Source organism: Streptomyces filamentosus (genome assembly GCF_014654895.1).
In the GTDB taxonomy this organism is placed as follows: domain Bacteria; phylum Actinomycetota; class Actinomycetes; order Streptomycetales; family Streptomycetaceae; genus Streptomyces; species Streptomyces filamentosus.
Genome location: NZ_BNBE01000003.1, coordinates 443,007 through 457,870 on the forward strand (window position 1 = coordinate 443,007; position 14,864 = coordinate 457,870).

Here is a 14,864-nt window from a genome sequence, read left to right on the forward strand (position 1 = left end):
CGGCCCGGCCGCGCCCGCACCCCCCACTTCCCCCGCCCGCCCCGAACGACCATGATTCCGGGAGGGAAAGGGGAGCTCATGGCACTGAGCCTGCGCAAGGTGGAGGAGACCGCGCCCGCGCTGGTCAGCCTCTACAAGACGGCCGGGGAGACGCTGCGCCGCCACGGCGTCGCCGGACAGCGCGTCGCGGTCCACCTGGTGATCGACTACTCCGGCTCGATGAAGCCCTACTACGACGACGGCAGCGTGCAGGCCCTCGCCGACCGGGTCCTCGGGCTCTCCGCCCAGCTCGACGACGACGGACGGGTGCCGGTCGTCTTCTTCTCCACCGACGTCGACGCCGAGACGGAGATCCGGCTCGACGACCACGAGGGACGGGTGGCGCGGATCGCCGCGGGCCTCGGCCACATGGGGAAGACGAGCTACCACCTCGCCATGGACGCCGTCATCGACCACCACCTCGACAGCGGCTCCACCGCGCCCGCCCTCGTCGTCTTCCAGACCGACGGCGGCCCCGTCAACCGGCTCGCGGCCGAGCGGTACGTGTGCAAGGCGGCCCGGCTGCCGATCTTCTGGCAGTTCGTCGGCTTCGGCGACCCCGGCAGCAAGCAGTTCGACTTCCTGCGCCGGCTCGACGAACTGGCCGTCCCGGAGCGGCGGTGCGTGGACAACGCCGGCTTCTTCCACGCCGGGAAGGACCCGTCCCGGATCGCGGACGCGGAGCTGTACGACCGGCTGGTCGGCGAGTTCCCCCACTGGCTCGCCGCCGCCCGCGCCCAGGGCATCGTCCGGTCGTGACACCGGCGCCGCCACCGGGGCGAGGCCCTCGCGGCGGCGTCCTCCTGACGGACCGGCGGCAGCCCGGGAGGGCGGGGAAATGGGGTGGCCCGCCGGCGCGCCCGCGGGGAATCATGAGCGCATGAGTTCTCTCGTACGCCACGTGACCATCGACTGCGCCGACCCCTACGCCCTCGCCGGGTTCTGGGCGGGGGTGCTGGACGCCAAGGTCTCCGACGACGACAACCCCGGCGACCCCGAGGCCCTCGTCGAGTCGGCCGGAGCCGCCCTCCTCTTCATCCGGGTCCCGGAGGCGAAGGCGGTCAAGAACCGGGTCCACCTCGACCTCCAGCCCCAGGACCGCACCCGCGACGAGGAGGTCGAGCGGCTGCTCGCCCTCGGCGCGACCCTCGTCGGCGACCACCGCAGGCCCGACGGGACGGGCTGGGCGACCCTGGCCGACCCGGAGGGCAACGAGTTCTGCGTCGAGCGCAGCGCGGCGGAGCGGAACGCCTCCTAGGCTTCCCGGACCGCCTCCCGGCCTTCCCGGGCCGTTTCCTAGCCTTCCCGGGCCGCCTTCCGGTTTCCCGGGCCGCCTTCCGGGCCGTGCTCTCCGGACCGCGCCCCCCCGGACCGCGTGGAATCCGGACAGAAGGTGTCGGGTATCCGGTGTCTCCTGGGACCATGCGAGACACCGGAACCCCCGCCTGGACGGCCTTCGAGGCCGCCGAACCCGCACTGGCCGCGCTCGTCCGCGAACGCTTCGGACGGTACGTCCACCACGTCCTCGCCACCCTTCGGAAGGACGGCTCGCCGCGCCTCAGCGGCATCGAGGCCGACTTCCGGGACGGCGACCTGTGGCTCGGCATGATGCCGAACTCCCGCAAGGCGCTGGACCTGCGCCGCGACCCCCGCTGCTCGCTGCTCGCCAACCCGGGCCCCGGCACGGACATGGACGGCGGCGACGTCCGGATCTCGGGCCGGGCGGTGGAGGTCACCGACCCGGCCGCCGTCGCCGCGTACGCCGCCGTCGCCGGCGCGCCGCTGCCCTTCCACCTCTTCCGGATGGAGCCCCACGAGGTCGTGCGGACCCGGGTCGAGGGCGAGGAGATCCTCTTCACCACCTGGCGCCCCGGCCGGCCGGCCCGCACCCTGCGGCGCGGCAACGACGACGCCCCGCCGCGCGAGGACGCCTGACGGCGGGCCCGCGCGGGCCCCGTCCCCGGGGCGACGACAATGGTCCCGTGTCAGCGACGAAGAAGAAGAGCAACCAGGCGAACGCCGCCGCGCCCGAGCGGCGCCGCGAACTCCTCGACACGGCCGCCGAGGTGTTCGCCGCCCAGGGCTACAACGCCACCACCGTCCGCAAGATCGCGGACGCCGCCGGCATGCTCGCCGGCAGCCTCTACTACCACTTCGACTCCAAGGAGTCGATGCTCGACGAGATCCTCTCGACCTTCCTCACCGAGCTCTGGGAGGGGTACGACGCCGTCCTCGCGGCCTCCCTCGGCCCCCGGGAGACCATCGAGGCGCTGGTGACGGAGTCCTTCCGGGAGATCGACCGGCACCGGGCCGCCGTCGCCATCTACCAGAAGGAGTCCCGGCACCTCGTCGACCTGCCCCGCTTCCACTACCTCGCCGACTCCCAGCGCCGGTTCGAGAAGGCGTGGCTGGGGACGCTGGAGCGCGGCGTCGCGGACGGCGTCTTCCGCGCGGACCTCGACGTCCGGCTCACCTACCGCTTCGTCCGCGACACCGTCTGGGTCGCCGCCTCCTGGTACCGCCCCGGCGGCCGGCACAGCCCGGAGGAGATCGCCCGCCAGTACCTGTCGATGGTCCTCGACGGGATCGCCGTGCGCGCCTGACGGTCAGGCGCGTCCGACCAGGCGCTTCCGCAGGCCCGCCAGGGTGCGCGGGTCCAGGCCCAGGCCGGCCGTCGCGTAGCGGTACAGGCTGCCGTAGCCGGCGGCGACCTCGGCGAGGGCGGCGTCCAGGTACTCCCCGCGGACCTCCTGGAGCGGCACGATCAGCTCCGGGTCCCGCATGAGGCCGCCCTCCCGCAGACCCTCGCGGACCCGGGCGTCGTAGGCGGCGCGGAAGGTGTTGGAGGCCAGGTAGTCCTCGGTGGCGAAGCGTTCCGGCACGCCGACCAGCCGCAGCAGCAGCCAGCTCGTCCAGCCGGTGCGGTCCTTGCCCGAGGTGCAGTGGTAGAGCACCGGGCCCGTGCCGGGCTCGGCCAGTTCGCGCAGGGTCCGCCCGAACTGTGCGCGGTTGGCCGCGTCGGTGACGAAGGTGCGGTAGACCTCCGTCATGTAGGCCGCCGCGCGTCCGCCGCCCAGCATCTCCTCCTGCCGCACCGGGTCGCGCGAGCCGATCGCGGCCATCAGCTGTCCGAAGAGCCCCCGGTCGGTGACGGGCCGGGAGACGGCGGCCACCCCGGCGGGCAGCCGGTCGGCGCCGTCGTGCGCGACCTCCGTGGGGATCCGGAAGTCCACGGCCCGCGCGAGCCCGAGTCCGCCGAGCACGGCCAGGTCGGCGTCGGTCAGCTTCGCGAGGTGGTCGCCCCGGTAGACCAGGCCGTGGCGGACCCGCTTGCCGTCGAGGGTGGGCCGGCCGCCCAGGTCGCGGACGTTCACCGCGCCCTGGAGGGGGATCTGCCGGACGGGACTCCCGGTGCGGGGCCGGGCCGCGGCGGTCGGGGAGACGGCCGCCAGGACGGCGGTGGCTCCGGCGGTGCTCAGCAGGGCGCGTCTCGACAGGGGCATGACTGTCTCCCTCACGGGTGCCGGATCGACCGCACATCTGCCAAACGTTTGTTAGGTGACGGTCGCTTGGTGGGGAAGGTAGCAGCCGGGGCCGGGGGAGGGGAGGGCCGCGCGCACCGGGATCCCCGCACCGGAGGGGCCCTCCCGCTGAGCGGGAAAGCGCGGGGCGGGGGGCTCAGGGGGTGGGCGGTGCCCAGGTGCCGGGCGGAACCGAGGGGTCGGGCCGGCCCGAGGGGTCGGGCGGCGTCCGCCCGGGTCAGCGTCCGCGCGGGGCGGTCCATTCGAGCCGGGTCCTGACCCGGGCGTCGCGCACGAACTCCAGGGCGGCCAGCGCCGTCTCGCGGGGCGCGCCGTCCGGGTCGCCGTCCGCGAGGACCGCCGCCAGCGCGTCCACCGCCCGCGGGTCCTGCCGGATGGCGAGCCCGCGGGCCGCCTCCGCCACCGTCTCCGGATCGGGGTCGGCGAGGCGTTCCGCCAGCGCCTCCCGGACGAGCGGGGTGTCGTCGGGGAGTTCGGCGAGGGCCAGCACCGCCCAGTCCCGCACCCGCGCGTCCCCGTCCCGGCTCAGCCCGAGCAGCACCCCCAGCGCGTCCACGTCCCCGGCCGGCACGAGCCCCGCGAGGCCGCCCGCGACCGCCCGCCGCACCTCCGGGTCCGGGTGGCCCGCCGCGGCGAGCAGCTCCGGCACCGCCGCCGGGTCCGCGCACGCCCCGAGCGCCGTCACCGCCGACAGGACCGGCTCCCGGCCGGGGCCCGCCGCCGTCTTTGCCGCCAGCCGCCGCAGCGCGGGGACCGCGCTCGCCGCGAAGCCGGGCAGCGCCCCCAGGACCCGCGCGCCCAGCGCCCGCCGCAGCGGATCGCGGTGGGCGCACCAGGCCGCCGCCGTCACGAAGGTCTCCTCGTCGGCCCGCCCGGCGAGCGCGGCCACCGCCGTCGTCCAGTCGTCCAGCTCCGGGTCGCCGCAGCGCAGCGCCCGCTCCGCCAGCTCCTCGTGCGGGACCCGCAGCCCCAGCGCCGCCTCCAGGAGGGTGGCGACGGCCGCGTGCCCGGTCTGCCGCTCGTCGCCGCGCCCCGGCCGGCCGTCCTCCCGCAGCAGCTCGACGACCACGGTCACCCCGCCGTCCTCCCGGACCCGCCGCACCACCGCCTCGTACGTCTCCCCGCCGCCGTGTCCGGCGACGAGCCCGCGCCGCAGCTCGGCCGCGACGTCCACGCCGATCCACCGCCGCGCCTCGCCGAGCGCGTCCGCCGCGTCCCGCGCGCCGTGGTCGAGCAGCGCCCGTACGCAGGCGGCGGAGCCGCGCCGGGCCGCCGCGACCAGCGGGACCAGGCCGTCGGGCCCCGCCCGGTCCGGCGCGGCGCCGGCCGCGAGCAGCGCCCGTACGGTCTCCGCGTGTCCGAGCCGCACCGCCCACGCGAGCGCGGTGAAGCCGAACTCCTCCTCCTGGTCGGGGTCGGCCCCCGCGGCGAGCAGCGCCCGCACGGTCCGGACGTGTCCTCCGCAGGCCGCCCCGCAGAGCGGGAGGTCCCCGCCGTCCGCGCCGCCGGCCCGGCCGGGATCGGCCCCGGCGGCGAGCAGCAGCCGCACGATCCCCGGCTCGTCCGCGACCGCCGCCCGGTACAGGGCGGTCTCCCCCTCGTCGTCGGTCTCCGGGTCGGCCCCTTCACGCAGCGCCCGGACGACCGCGTCCTCGTCCCCGGCGGCGATGGCCTCCAACAGCGCGCTCATGCCCCGACCCTGACCCGCCGTCCGCCCCCGGCGCAAATCCGTCCCCGGGGTCAGGGCTTGCGCGCCTCGATGAGGAAGCGGGTGGTGTGCGCCACGAACGGCCCCTCCCGCCCGATCCGTTCGTGCAGCTCCCGCAGCCGGCCGCGGTACGCCTCCACGGTGAAGCCGGGCACCATCCAGATCACCTTCCGCAGGAACCAGACGACCGCGCCCACGTCCAGGAACTCGGTCCGCAGCGACTCCGCCCGCAGGTCGACCACCTCCAGGCCGGCCGCCTCGGCGTCCCGCCGGGCGTCCTCGGGGTGCCGGGCGCGGCGGACCTCCTCCGGCTGCGGCCCGAGGAAGTGCTCGACGAGCTCGAAGACGCTGGCCGGGCCCACCTGCTGGGAGAGGTAGGTGCCGCCGGGGCGCAGCACCCGGGCGATCTCCGCCCACCACACCGTCACCGGGTGGCGGCTGACCACGAGGTCGAAGGCGGCGTCGCCGAAGGGCAGCGGCGGCTCGTCCTCGTCGTGGACGACGACCGCGCCGAGCGGGTGCAGCAGCCGGGTCGCCTTCGCCACGTTCGGCGGCCAGGACTCGGTGGCCGCCGTCAGCGGCGGCAGCTTCCCCGCCCCGGCCAGCACCTCCCCGCCGCCGGTCTGGACGTCCAGCGCGGCGGCGGCCCCGGCCAGCCGCTCGCCCAGCAGCCGCTGGTAGCCCCAGGAGGGCCGCTCCTCGGTGGCCCGTCCGTCGAGCCAGGAGAAGTCCCAGCCCTCCATCGGGGCCGCCTCGGCCTCCGCCACCAGGTCGTCGAAACTCCGTGTCATGCCCGTATTGTCCCCGCCGGGGGTGTGACGTGCGCGGATTTTTCATCCGGCGCAGTCGTGCACCGTCCCGCACAGCCCGCAGCGGGCGCGCAGGGCGCGGCCGGCGGGGACGCGCAGGCGCTGCCGGCAGACGGGGCAGGGGAAGGCGACCGCGGTGGCGGGGGCGCCGCCGGTGAAGGCGTACGGGGCGCCGGGGGCGGCGCGGCCGAGGCGGCGGTCGCGGGCGTAGCGGCGGCGGGCGGTCCAGGCCGCCCCGGCCAGCGGGGGCAGCCGCCGCTCCCGTTCGGCCTCGGCGAGGCCGCGCCGCCACGCCTCGTACGCCGCCGCGCCGGTGAACCACGGCGAGGGGTCCTCGCCGAAGAGCGCGGCCCGCTGGGCGAGCACCCAGCCGAACTCCTCCGGCGTCAGGTAGCCGAGCTTCTGGCTCTCGGCGCCGTCCTGCCGGAAGGCGTCGAGAAGCAGCCAGCCCGCGCCGAGATAGGCGGTGACCACGTCGGTGAGGATCTCGTTCCGTCCGGTGTCGGGGAAGCCGAGGCCGAGGCGGTGCAGCAGCACGTGGGTGATCTCGTGGGCGAGGGCGGCGCCGATGTCCCGGGGCCGGGTCGAGAAGCGCGCGTTGAGCTCGACGGAGTACTCCGGCCCGGCGGCGAGTTCGACGGTGGCGGCGTGCTCCATCGTCCGGAAGGAGACCACCATCCGGGCCTCCGGCAGCCGCAGGTGGCGGACCAGGGTCCCGGCGATCCGGGTGGCGGCGAGGAGCGGGTCCTCGCCGGGGGAGAGGGCCACGTCGGCGGCGGCCACGCTGACCGGGTACCGGCCGACGCCGGCGGGCCCGAGCCGCCGGTAGAGCGCGGTGAGCGAGGCCCGTACGTCCTCCCGGTGGGGGAAGCCGTGCTCCACCCCGTGGGCGTCCAGGCCGGCCCGGTCGGCCCCGCGGCGGTCCGTCATGCGTGCTCCACCCCCGCCCCCACTGTACGGTCCGGGCCCGGATCCTGGCCGAAAAGGCTTCCTTGTGGCGGGAGTTGGAAGCTGTCCATAATCCGGACATGCCTTGACGGGCGCATGTCATCCCCTTTCGTGGATCCGCCCGCGGATCCCGCGGCCCACGCCACCCGCGTGACGCACGACCCGCGCGACCCACCGTCAGGGCCGCACCCCCCATGCACCGACCCCCCACACGAGAGAAGGCAGACCGTGCAGAAGAACCGACTCGTCCGCACCCTGCAGAAACTCGCCGCGGCCGGCGCCGTCGCCCTCGCCGCCCTCAGCCTCCAGCCCGTCTCCAGCGCCTCCGCCGCCCCCGCGCCGGTCGTCGGCGGCACCCGCGCCGCCCAGGGCGAGTTCCCCTGGATGGTCCGGCTCTCCATGGGCTGCGGCGGCTCCCTGATCAGCCCCCAGGTCGTCCTCACCGCCGCCCACTGCGTCAGCGGCTCCGGCAACAACACCTCCATCACCGCCACCGCCGGCGTCGTCGACCTCCAGTCGTCCAGCGCCATCAAGGTCCGCTCCACCAAGGTCCTCCAGGCCCCCGGCTACAACGGCAAGGGCAAGGACTGGGCCCTCATCAAGCTCGCCAGCCCCATCACCTCGCTGCCCACCCTGAAGATCGCCGACACCACCGCCTACAACAGCGGCACCTTCACCGTGGCCGGCTGGGGCGCGGCCCGCGAGGGCGGCGCCCAGCAGCGCTACCTGCTCAAGGCCAACGTCCCCTTCGTCTCCGACGCGTCCTGCCAGTCCGCCTACGGCAGCGACCTCGTCCCGTCCGAGGAGATCTGCGCCGGCTACAGCCAGGGCGGGGTCGACACCTGCCAGGGCGACTCCGGCGGCCCCATGTTCCGCAAGGACAACGCCGGCGCCTGGATCCAGGTCGGCATCGTGAGCTGGGGCGAGGGCTGCGCGCGGGCCGGCTACCCCGGCGTCTACACGGAGGTCTCGACCTTCGCCGCCGCGATCAAGTCGGCCGCGGCCACGCTGTAACCCTCTCCCCGACCGGGGCCCCGGGGCGGCACAGCGCCCCGGGGCCCCTCCGCGCCTGACCGCGTCGTTCACGGTGCAGGTTCACAGGACAGCTCCACGGCCACCGGCCCGGACCCCTCCGCTGCGGGCTCCACCTCCAGCACCCACACCTCGTTCGCGCCCTCCCGCAGCACCGGACCCGGCACGAACAACCCCACCTGCGGGCCCGCCGTCGGCCAGTACCGGCCCAGGCAGAAGCCGTTCACCCAGACGAAGCCCCGGCCCGCCCCCGGCAGCCGCAGCTCCGCGTCCCCCGCGCCCGCCACCTCCACCGACGCCCGGTACAGCCCCCGACCGCCGCCCGCCGGAACCTCCCCGAACGGCACCCGGCCCACCGCCCCGGCCGCGAACGCGTCCAGCCGCAGGCCCCGGGCCCGCACCCCGTGCACGTACTGCCGCTCGTGCAGCAGCCCGCCGGTGATCCCCTTCGGCTCCGCCAGCCGCGGCCCGTAGTTCACCCGCCCCAGCGACTCCACCCACAGCTCGACCACCGCGGGCCCCGCCACCGGCTCCGGCAGCACCGCGTCCTCCTCCGTGAGCACCCCGGCGAAGACGCCGTCCACCCACACCTGGGCCCGGTCCCGCAGCCCCGTCACGGCGAGCGGGTACGGCCGCCGGGGCCCGGGCACCGCGAAGCGGTACCGCACCAGGCCCCGGTCCACACCCAGCTCCTCGAACGCCGGCGGCACCCCGGCGGCGGTCTCCGCGCCGCCCAGCTCCGCCAGGACCGCGTCCAGGGACGCCCACTCCGCCAGGCCCGCCCGCACCGGCGCCGCGAGCCGGGCCGGCGGCTCCGGCACCCCGGGCAGCGGCCCCGCCGCGTACGGCTCCAGCACCTCCCGGAAGCGGTGGAACTTCTCCGTCGCCCGCCCCCACTCGTCCACCGGAGCGTCGTAGTCGTACGAGGTCACCGTCGGCAGCAGCCGCCCGTCGTGCAGGTCGCCGGAGCGGTTCGCGCCCGCCCAGCCGCCGAAGTTCGAGCCGCCGTGCGCCATGTAGACGTTCACCGACGCCCCGCACTCCAGGACCTCCCGCAGCGCGCCCGCCGCGTCCCCCGCGTCCCGCGCCGCGTGCTCCGTGCCCCAGTGGTCGAACCAGCCGCACCAGAACTCCATGCACATCAGCGGCCCCGACGGCCGGTGCCGCCGCAGCACCCCGAAACCCTCCGCCGCGCCCGAACCGAAGTTCGCCGTCGCCAGCACCCCCGGCACCGAACCGCCCGTCAGCATGTGGTCCTCGGGCCCGTCCGAGGTGAAGAGCGGCACCGTCACCCCGCACTCCCGCAGCAGCCCCGCCAGCCACTCCAGATAGCGGGCGTCGCTCCCGTAACTCCCGTACTCGTTCTCCACCTGCACCATCAGCACCGGCCCGCCCCGGTCCACCTGCCGCGCCACCACCTGCGGCAGCAGCCGCCGGAACCACCGCTCCACCGGCGCCAGGAACTCCGGGTCCCGGGTCCGCACCCGCCGCCCCAGCGGCCCCGTCACCCAGTGCGGCAGCCCGCCGTTCTCCCACTCGGCGCAGACGTACGGCCCCGGGCGCACCAGCGCCCGCATCCCCGCCGCCGCCACCGCGTCCAGGAACCGCCCCAGCGCCTCCGGATCGGCGTACCGGCCCGGCTCCGGCTCGTGCAGGTTCCACGGCACGTACGTCTCCACGCACTCCAGGCCCATCGCCCGCAGCATCCGGAGCCGGTGCGCCCAGTGCCCCTCGTGCACCCGGAAGTAGTGCAGCGCCCCCGACAGCAGCCGCACCGGCCGCCCGTCCAGCAGAAAGTCCTCGTCACCCACAGCGAACGTGCTCATGGCCGCACCCTCACCCCCTGGCGGCGGGCCGGTCCATGGACAAAGATCGTCGCAGATTGGACGTTACGGAGGGCCACCGGCATGTACCACACCTGGATGCGCTACTTCACGCCCGGACCCGTCCACCACGGCCTCGGCCTCGTCTGCCTCGGCGTCGGCCTCCAGCACGGCCGCCTCCCCGTCGTCGGCCCCCGCACCCTCGACCACCACGTCGCCGTCCTCGTCTCCGCCGGCGGCGGCTGGTACCGCACCGCCGACGGCCGCCGCACCCCCGTCGCCGCCCCCGCCCTCCTCTGGCTCACCCCCGGCGTCCCCCACCACTACGGCGCCGACCCCGCCACCGGCTGGGACGAGTCCTTCGTCGACTTCACCGGACCCGCCGCCGCCACCTACACCGAACTCGGCTACATCGAGCCCGACCGGCCCGTCGTCCCCCTCTCCGACGCCGGACCCGCCCGCGCCGCCATCGGCCGCATCGCCCGCGCCGCCCGCCCCGGCAACCCGCTCCTGGAGGTCGAGACCGCCGCCGCCGTCCACGAACTCCTCGTCGCGCTGCGCCGCGCCCGCGCCGACACCGGAACCGACGGCGACCCCGTCCTCACCCGCCTCGCCCGCGACGCCTTCCTGCCGCTCTCCGTCGCCGGCCACGCCGCCCGCCAGGGCATGACCCCCGCCGAACTCCGCGCCGCCGTCCGCCGCGCCGCCGGCCGCAGCCCCAAGGACTACCTGCTCACCGTCCGCCTCGGCCGCGCCAAGGAACTCCTCGCCGCCACCGAACTGCCCGTCGCCGCCGTCGCCCGCCGCGTCGGCTACGACGACCCCGCCTACTTCTCCCGGCTCTTCACCCGCCGGGTCGGCCTCGCCCCCGTCCGCTTCCGCGAACAGCAGGGCAGGGCCGTCCACGGCGGCTGGAGCGACCGCGTTCCGGATCCCGAACACCCGCCCACCCTCACCGGGGACTCCGTCTAAGCTCGCTGACCATGAGCGACACCAGGAACGACTCCAGCGAGATCGACCCCGCCGTCCGCGCCGAGCTGACCCGGCTGCGCGAATCGATCGACAACATCGACGCCGCCGTCGTCCACATGCTCGCCGAACGCTTCAAGTGCACCCAGCAGGTCGGCGTCCTCAAGGCCGAGCACCAGCTGCCCCCCGCCGACCCCGCCCGCGAGGCCCGCCAGATCGCCCGGCTGCGGGAACTCGCCGAGAGCGCCAGACTGGACCCGGCCTTCGCGGAGAAGCTCCTCAACTTCATCATCGCCGAGGTCATCCGCCACCACGAGACGATCGCGGACGGAGCACGCTGATGGCACGCGTCACCGTTTTCACCCTCGGAGGGACCATCTCCGCGCGGGGCGGTGACGCGACCCGCATGACCGGACCCGAGGTCCTCGCCGCCCTCGGCGCCCCCGAGGACGTCGAGCTCCGCGACTTCCGCCGGCTCCCCTCCTCCTCCCTCGCCCCCGAGGACCTCGCCGACCTCGCCGCCGAGGTGAACGCGGCCGTCGCCGCCGGCTCCGGCGCCGTCGTCGTCCAGGGCACCGACACCCTGGAGGAGACCGCCTTCCTCCTCGACCTGCTCTGCCCCACCGAGCAGGCCCCCGTCGCCGTCACCGGCGCCATGCGCCGCCCCGACCTCCCCGGCGCCGACGGCCCCGCCAACCTGGCCGCCGCCCTCGCCGTCGCCGCCGACCCCGCCTGCCGCGGCCTCGGCGTCCTCGTCGTCCTCGCCGACGAGATCCACGCCGCCCGGCACGCCCGCAAGACCCACACCACCTCGGTCGCCACCTTCGCCTCGCCCGGCGCGGGCCCCCTCGGCACCGTCGTCGAGGGCACCCCGCGGATCCTGCTCCGCCCCACCGTGCCCACCGCGCCCTGCCGGCTCTCCTACGACCCCGCCGTCCGGATCGCCCTCGTCACCCTCGCCCTCGGCGACCGCGGCGAACTGCTGTCCGCCGTCGACGACCGCTTCCAGGGCCTCGTCGTCGCCGCCTTCGGCGCCGGCCACGCCCCCTCCTGGCTCGTCGAACCCCTCGCGGAACTCGCCCGCCGCATCCCCGTCGTCCTCGCCTCCCGCACCGGAGCGGGCACCGGCCTCAGCGACACCTACCGCGGCCCCGGCTCCGAGCACGACCTCCTCCACCACGGCCTGATCCCGGCCGGCCCGCTCGACCCCGCCAAGGCCCGGCTCCTCCTCGCCGCCCTCGTCTCCAGCGGCGCCGCCGGCCCCGCCGGCTACGACCGCCCCCGGATCACCGCCGCCTTCGCCCACCTCGACGGCACCGGCCTCGCGTAGCGACGGACACCCTCCCCGTACGGACGCCCCTTCGCCGCCCGGGCGCCCTTCCCCCACGCGGAAACACGCACCCCTGTACCGCTGGGGAGGCCCATCAGGCAGCATGGGCCCCATGTCCGTACTGACGCGCGACGAAGCGCAGACCCGTGCCCAGCTGCTCGACGTCCACCACTACACGGTGGACCTCGACCTCACCACCGGCGACGAGACCTTCGGGTCCACCACCCTCATCCGGTTCACCGCCCGCTCCGCCGGGGACACCTTCGTCGAAGTCAAGCCGGACACCCTCCACTCCGCCGCCCTCGACGGCAAGCCGCTCGACCCCGCGGACCTCACCGAGAACCGGCTCCCGCTCACCCTCACCGAGGGCGAGCACGAGCTGACCCTCACCGCCACCATGCGCTACTCGCACACCGGCGAGGGCATGCACCGCTTCCTCGACCCCACCGACGGCGAGTCCTACGTCTACACCCAGCTCTTCATGGAGGACGTCCAGCGCGTCTTCGCCGCCTTCGACCAGCCCGACCTGAAGTCCGTCTTCGACGTGACCGTCACCGCCCCCAAGGGCTGGACCGTCCTCTCCAACGGCATCACCGAGCGCCAGGACGACGGCCGCTGGAAGGCCGCCACCACCCCGCTGATCTCCACCTACCTCGTCTGCGTCGCCGCGGGCCCCTGGCACTCCGTCCGCACCGAGCACGCCGGACTGCCCTTCGGCATCCACTGCCGCCGCTCGCTCGCCCCCCACCTCGACGCCGACGCCGACGAGATCATCGCCGTCACCAAGGCGTGCTACGACCGCTACCACGAGAAGTTCGAGGAGCCGTACCCCTTCGACTCCTACGACCAGGCGTTCGTCCCCGAGTTCAACGCCGGCGCCATGGAGAACCCCGGCCTCGTCACCTTCCGCGACGAGTTCGTCTTCCGCTCCGCCGTCACCGACACCGAGCGGATGACCCGCGCCATGGTCATCGCCCACGAAATGGCCCACATGTGGTTCGGCGACCTCGTCACCCTCCGCTGGTGGGACGACATCTGGCTCAACGAGTCCTTCGCCGAGTACATGGGCTACCAGACCGTCAACGAAGCGTGCTCCGACCTCTTCTCCGACACCTGGGTCGACTTCGGCGTCACCCGCAAGCCCTGGGGCTACGAGGCCGACCAGCGGCCCTCCACCCACCCCGTCGCCCCGGACCCGGAGGCCGTCCCCGACACCGCCTCCGCCCTCCTCAACTTCGACGGCATCTCCTACGCCAAGGGCGCCTCCGCCCTGCGCCAGCTCGTCGCCTGGCTCGGCGAGGAGGACTTCCTCGCCGGCATCAACATCCACTTCAAGCGGCACCGCTTCGGCAACGCCACCCTCGCCGACTTCATCGACAACCTCGCCGCCGCCACCGACCGCGACGTCCACGCCTGGGCCGAGCAGTGGCTGCGCACCACCGGCGTCGACACCCTCACCCCCCGCCTCACCGGCGAGGGCAACCGCTGGGAACTCTCCGTCGACCGCGACGGCAGCCGCCCCCACCGCATCGCGGCCGGCCTCTACGACCGCCGCCCCGACGGCGAACTCGCCCTGCGCGAGCGGGTCCTCCTCGACGTGCCCCAGCAGGAGCCCGCCCGCCTCACCGGCCCCCGCCCCGACCTCGTCGTCCTCAACGACGGCGACCTCACCTACACCAAGCTCCGCTTCGACGAGGTCTCCGAGGAGTCCGCCCTCCGCGGCCTCTCCCGCATCCCCGACCCGCTCGCCCGCTCCGTCATCTGGAACAGCCTCCGCGACATGGTCCGCGACGGCGTCCTGGAGCCCGCCGCCTACCTGGAGACCGCCCGCACCCACCTCCCCGAGGAGACCGAACTCGGCATCGTCCAGGGCGTCCTGGCCTTCGCCCGCCAGCAGGTCGCCGACCGGTACGTCACCGAGGAGGAGCGCCCCGCCGCCCTCGCGACCCTCCGCGAGACCGCCCGCGCCCTGCTCCGCCGCACCGAGGACGGCGAGGAGCCCGGCCTGCGCCTCACCGCCGTCCGCACCCTCGTCGACAGCGCCACCACCCCCGACCAGATCGCCTCCTGGCTCGACGAGGGCACCGTCCACGGCGGCCCCGAACTCGACCCGGAGCTGCGCTGGCGCATCCTCGCCAGGCTCGCCGTCCTCGGCGCCACCGACGAGGCCGCCATCGCCGCCGAGCTGGAGCGCGACCCCAGCGCCACCGGCCAGGAGGGCGCCGCCCGCTGCCGCGCCGCCCTCCCGGACCCGGCCGCCAAGGCCGCCGCCTGGGCCGCCATGTTCGACTCCGACGACCTGTCGAACTACCTCTTCACCGCCACCGCCCTCGGCTTCTGGCAGCCCGAACAGGCCGAGCTGGTAAAGGAGTACGTCGAGCGCTTCTACGACGCCGCCATCGCCCTCGGCGACCGCCGGGGCCCCGCCATGGCCGAGGCCGCCGGCCGCCACGCCTTCCCCGCGCACGCGGTCGACGCCGACTCCCTCGCCCTCGGCGAACGCCGCCTCGCCGACGGCACCATGATCCCGGCCCTCCACCGCAAGCTCGTCGACCAGCTCGACGACCTCGCCCGCGCCCTGCGCGTCCGCGAGGCCGCCACGGCCGCGAGCTAGACCCCACCGGCGGGGGGCCGGGCGCGCCGGCCCCCCCACCGGGGCCGGCG

At 75.4% G+C, this 14,864-nt stretch carries 14 protein-coding genes; 9 read left to right on the top strand and 5 right to left on the bottom strand.

Features of this window, described 5'->3' with window-relative positions; all coding sequences use genetic code 11:
• Positions 1 to 78 precede the first annotated feature (78 nt).
• The 4 genes from IE326_RS29445 (at position 79) to IE326_RS29460 (ending at position 2,642) form a co-directional block, all read left to right on the top strand.
• Entirely contained in the window at positions 79 to 798 is a 720-nt protein-coding gene (locus IE326_RS29445; protein ID WP_190043776.1) for a VWA domain-containing protein, read from the top strand.
• A 121-nt stretch (positions 799 to 919) separates the two neighbouring features.
• Complete coding sequence (locus IE326_RS29450) at positions 920 to 1,297, top strand: VOC family protein (RefSeq protein WP_150227683.1); 378 nt, start codon at positions 920 to 922, stop codon at positions 1,295 to 1,297.
• 164 nt (positions 1,298 to 1,461) lie between these two features.
• The gene (locus IE326_RS29455; protein WP_190043777.1) at positions 1,462 to 1,974 is read left to right on the top strand and encodes a pyridoxamine 5'-phosphate oxidase family protein; all 513 of its coding nucleotides are present in this window, start codon (positions 1,462 to 1,464) and stop codon (positions 1,972 to 1,974) included.
• A 47-nt stretch (positions 1,975 to 2,021) separates the two neighbouring features.
• Entirely contained in the window at positions 2,022 to 2,642 is a 621-nt protein-coding gene (locus IE326_RS29460) for a TetR/AcrR family transcriptional regulator (protein ID WP_150227681.1), read from the top strand.
• Between the two features lie 3 nt (positions 2,643 to 2,645).
• Here IE326_RS29460 and IE326_RS29465 read toward each other — a convergent pair whose 3' ends face one another.
• The 4 genes from IE326_RS29465 to IE326_RS29480 form a co-directional block, all read right to left on the bottom strand.
• Positions 2,646 to 3,542 (bottom strand): tyrosine-protein phosphatase, encoded by an 897-nt coding sequence (locus IE326_RS29465; protein WP_190043778.1) that lies wholly within the window; start codon positions 3,540 to 3,542, stop codon positions 2,646 to 2,648.
• 256 nt (positions 3,543 to 3,798) lie between these two features.
• The gene (locus tag IE326_RS29470; RefSeq protein WP_190043779.1) at positions 3,799 to 5,307 is read right to left on the bottom strand and encodes an ankyrin repeat domain-containing protein; all 1,509 of its coding nucleotides are present in this window, start codon (positions 5,305 to 5,307) and stop codon (positions 3,799 to 3,801) included.
• Between the two features lie 14 nt (positions 5,308 to 5,321).
• Positions 5,322 to 6,080, bottom strand: a complete 759-nt coding sequence (locus IE326_RS29475) for a class I SAM-dependent methyltransferase (RefSeq protein ID WP_190043780.1) — start codon at positions 6,078 to 6,080, stop codon at positions 5,322 to 5,324.
• Between the two features lie 42 nt (positions 6,081 to 6,122).
• Positions 6,123 to 7,028, bottom strand: a complete 906-nt coding sequence (locus tag IE326_RS29480; RefSeq protein WP_190043781.1) for a zinc ribbon domain-containing protein — start codon at positions 7,026 to 7,028, stop codon at positions 6,123 to 6,125.
• Between the two features lie 246 nt (positions 7,029 to 7,274).
• Here IE326_RS29480 and IE326_RS29485 point away from each other — a divergent pair, with 246 nt between their 5' ends.
• The gene (locus IE326_RS29485) at positions 7,275 to 8,060 is read left to right on the top strand and encodes a S1 family peptidase (RefSeq protein WP_150227676.1); all 786 of its coding nucleotides are present in this window, start codon (positions 7,275 to 7,277) and stop codon (positions 8,058 to 8,060) included.
• Positions 8,061 to 8,128: 68 nt separating this feature from the next.
• On the opposite strand, the gene IE326_RS29490 is transcribed toward IE326_RS29485, so the two are convergent.
• Positions 8,129 to 9,904 (bottom strand): glycoside hydrolase family 35 protein, encoded by a 1,776-nt coding sequence (locus tag IE326_RS29490; protein ID WP_190043782.1) that lies wholly within the window; start codon positions 9,902 to 9,904, stop codon positions 8,129 to 8,131.
• Between the two features lie 81 nt (positions 9,905 to 9,985).
• On the opposite strand from IE326_RS29490, the gene IE326_RS29495 reads away from it, so the two are divergent.
• From IE326_RS29495 to pepN, 4 genes are all read left to right on the top strand, one after another.
• Positions 9,986 to 10,873 carry a helix-turn-helix domain-containing protein gene (locus IE326_RS29495; RefSeq protein WP_150227674.1) on the top strand — a complete coding sequence of 296 codons (888 nt, stop codon included), beginning with the start codon at positions 9,986 to 9,988 and terminating at the stop codon, positions 10,871 to 10,873.
• A gap of 11 nt (positions 10,874 to 10,884) precedes the next feature.
• Positions 10,885 to 11,211 carry a chorismate mutase gene (locus IE326_RS29500; protein ID WP_150227673.1) on the top strand — a complete coding sequence of 109 codons (327 nt, stop codon included), beginning with the start codon at positions 10,885 to 10,887 and terminating at the stop codon, positions 11,209 to 11,211.
• A complete protein-coding gene (locus IE326_RS29505; RefSeq protein ID WP_190043783.1) occupies positions 11,211 to 12,200 on the top strand; it encodes an asparaginase domain-containing protein in 990 nt (329 codons plus the stop codon). The genes IE326_RS29500 and IE326_RS29505 overlap by 1 nt, the downstream gene beginning before the upstream one ends.
• A 103-nt stretch (positions 12,201 to 12,303) precedes the next feature.
• Positions 12,304 to 14,814, top strand: coding sequence for an aminopeptidase N (gene pepN, locus IE326_RS29510; RefSeq protein ID WP_190043784.1), 2,511 nt, complete (start codon positions 12,304 to 12,306; stop codon positions 14,812 to 14,814).
• Positions 14,815 to 14,864 lie beyond the last annotated feature (50 nt).

What these genes read in the sequence shown, in the direction of transcription:
- IE326_RS29445 (WP_190043776.1), top strand. Translation starts at nt 79, where the DNA reads ATGGCACTGAGCCTGCGCAAGGTGGAGGAGACCGCGCCCGCGCTGGTC.
- IE326_RS29450 (WP_150227683.1), top strand. Translation starts at nt 920, where the DNA reads ATGAGTTCTCTCGTACGCCACGTGACCATCGACTGCGCCGACCCCTAC.
- IE326_RS29455 (WP_190043777.1), top strand. Translation starts at nt 1,462, where the DNA reads ATGCGAGACACCGGAACCCCCGCCTGGACGGCCTTCGAGGCCGCCGAA.
- IE326_RS29465 (WP_190043778.1), bottom strand. Translation starts at nt 3,542, where the DNA reads ATGCCCCTGTCGAGACGCGCCCTGCTGAGCACCGCCGGAGCCACCGCC.
- IE326_RS29475 (WP_190043780.1), bottom strand. Translation starts at nt 6,080, where the DNA reads ATGACACGGAGTTTCGACGACCTGGTGGCGGAGGCCGAGGCGGCCCCG.
- IE326_RS29480 (WP_190043781.1), bottom strand. Translation starts at nt 7,028, where the DNA reads ATGACGGACCGCCGCGGGGCCGACCGGGCCGGCCTGGACGCCCACGGG.
- IE326_RS29490 (WP_190043782.1), bottom strand. Translation starts at nt 9,904, where the DNA reads ATGAGCACGTTCGCTGTGGGTGACGAGGACTTTCTGCTGGACGGGCGG.
- IE326_RS29495 (WP_150227674.1), top strand. Translation starts at nt 9,986, where the DNA reads ATGTACCACACCTGGATGCGCTACTTCACGCCCGGACCCGTCCACCAC.
- IE326_RS29500 (WP_150227673.1), top strand. Translation starts at nt 10,885, where the DNA reads ATGAGCGACACCAGGAACGACTCCAGCGAGATCGACCCCGCCGTCCGC.
- IE326_RS29505 (WP_190043783.1), top strand. Translation starts at nt 11,211, where the DNA reads ATGGCACGCGTCACCGTTTTCACCCTCGGAGGGACCATCTCCGCGCGG.
- pepN (WP_190043784.1), top strand. Translation starts at nt 12,304, where the DNA reads ATGGGCCCCATGTCCGTACTGACGCGCGACGAAGCGCAGACCCGTGCC.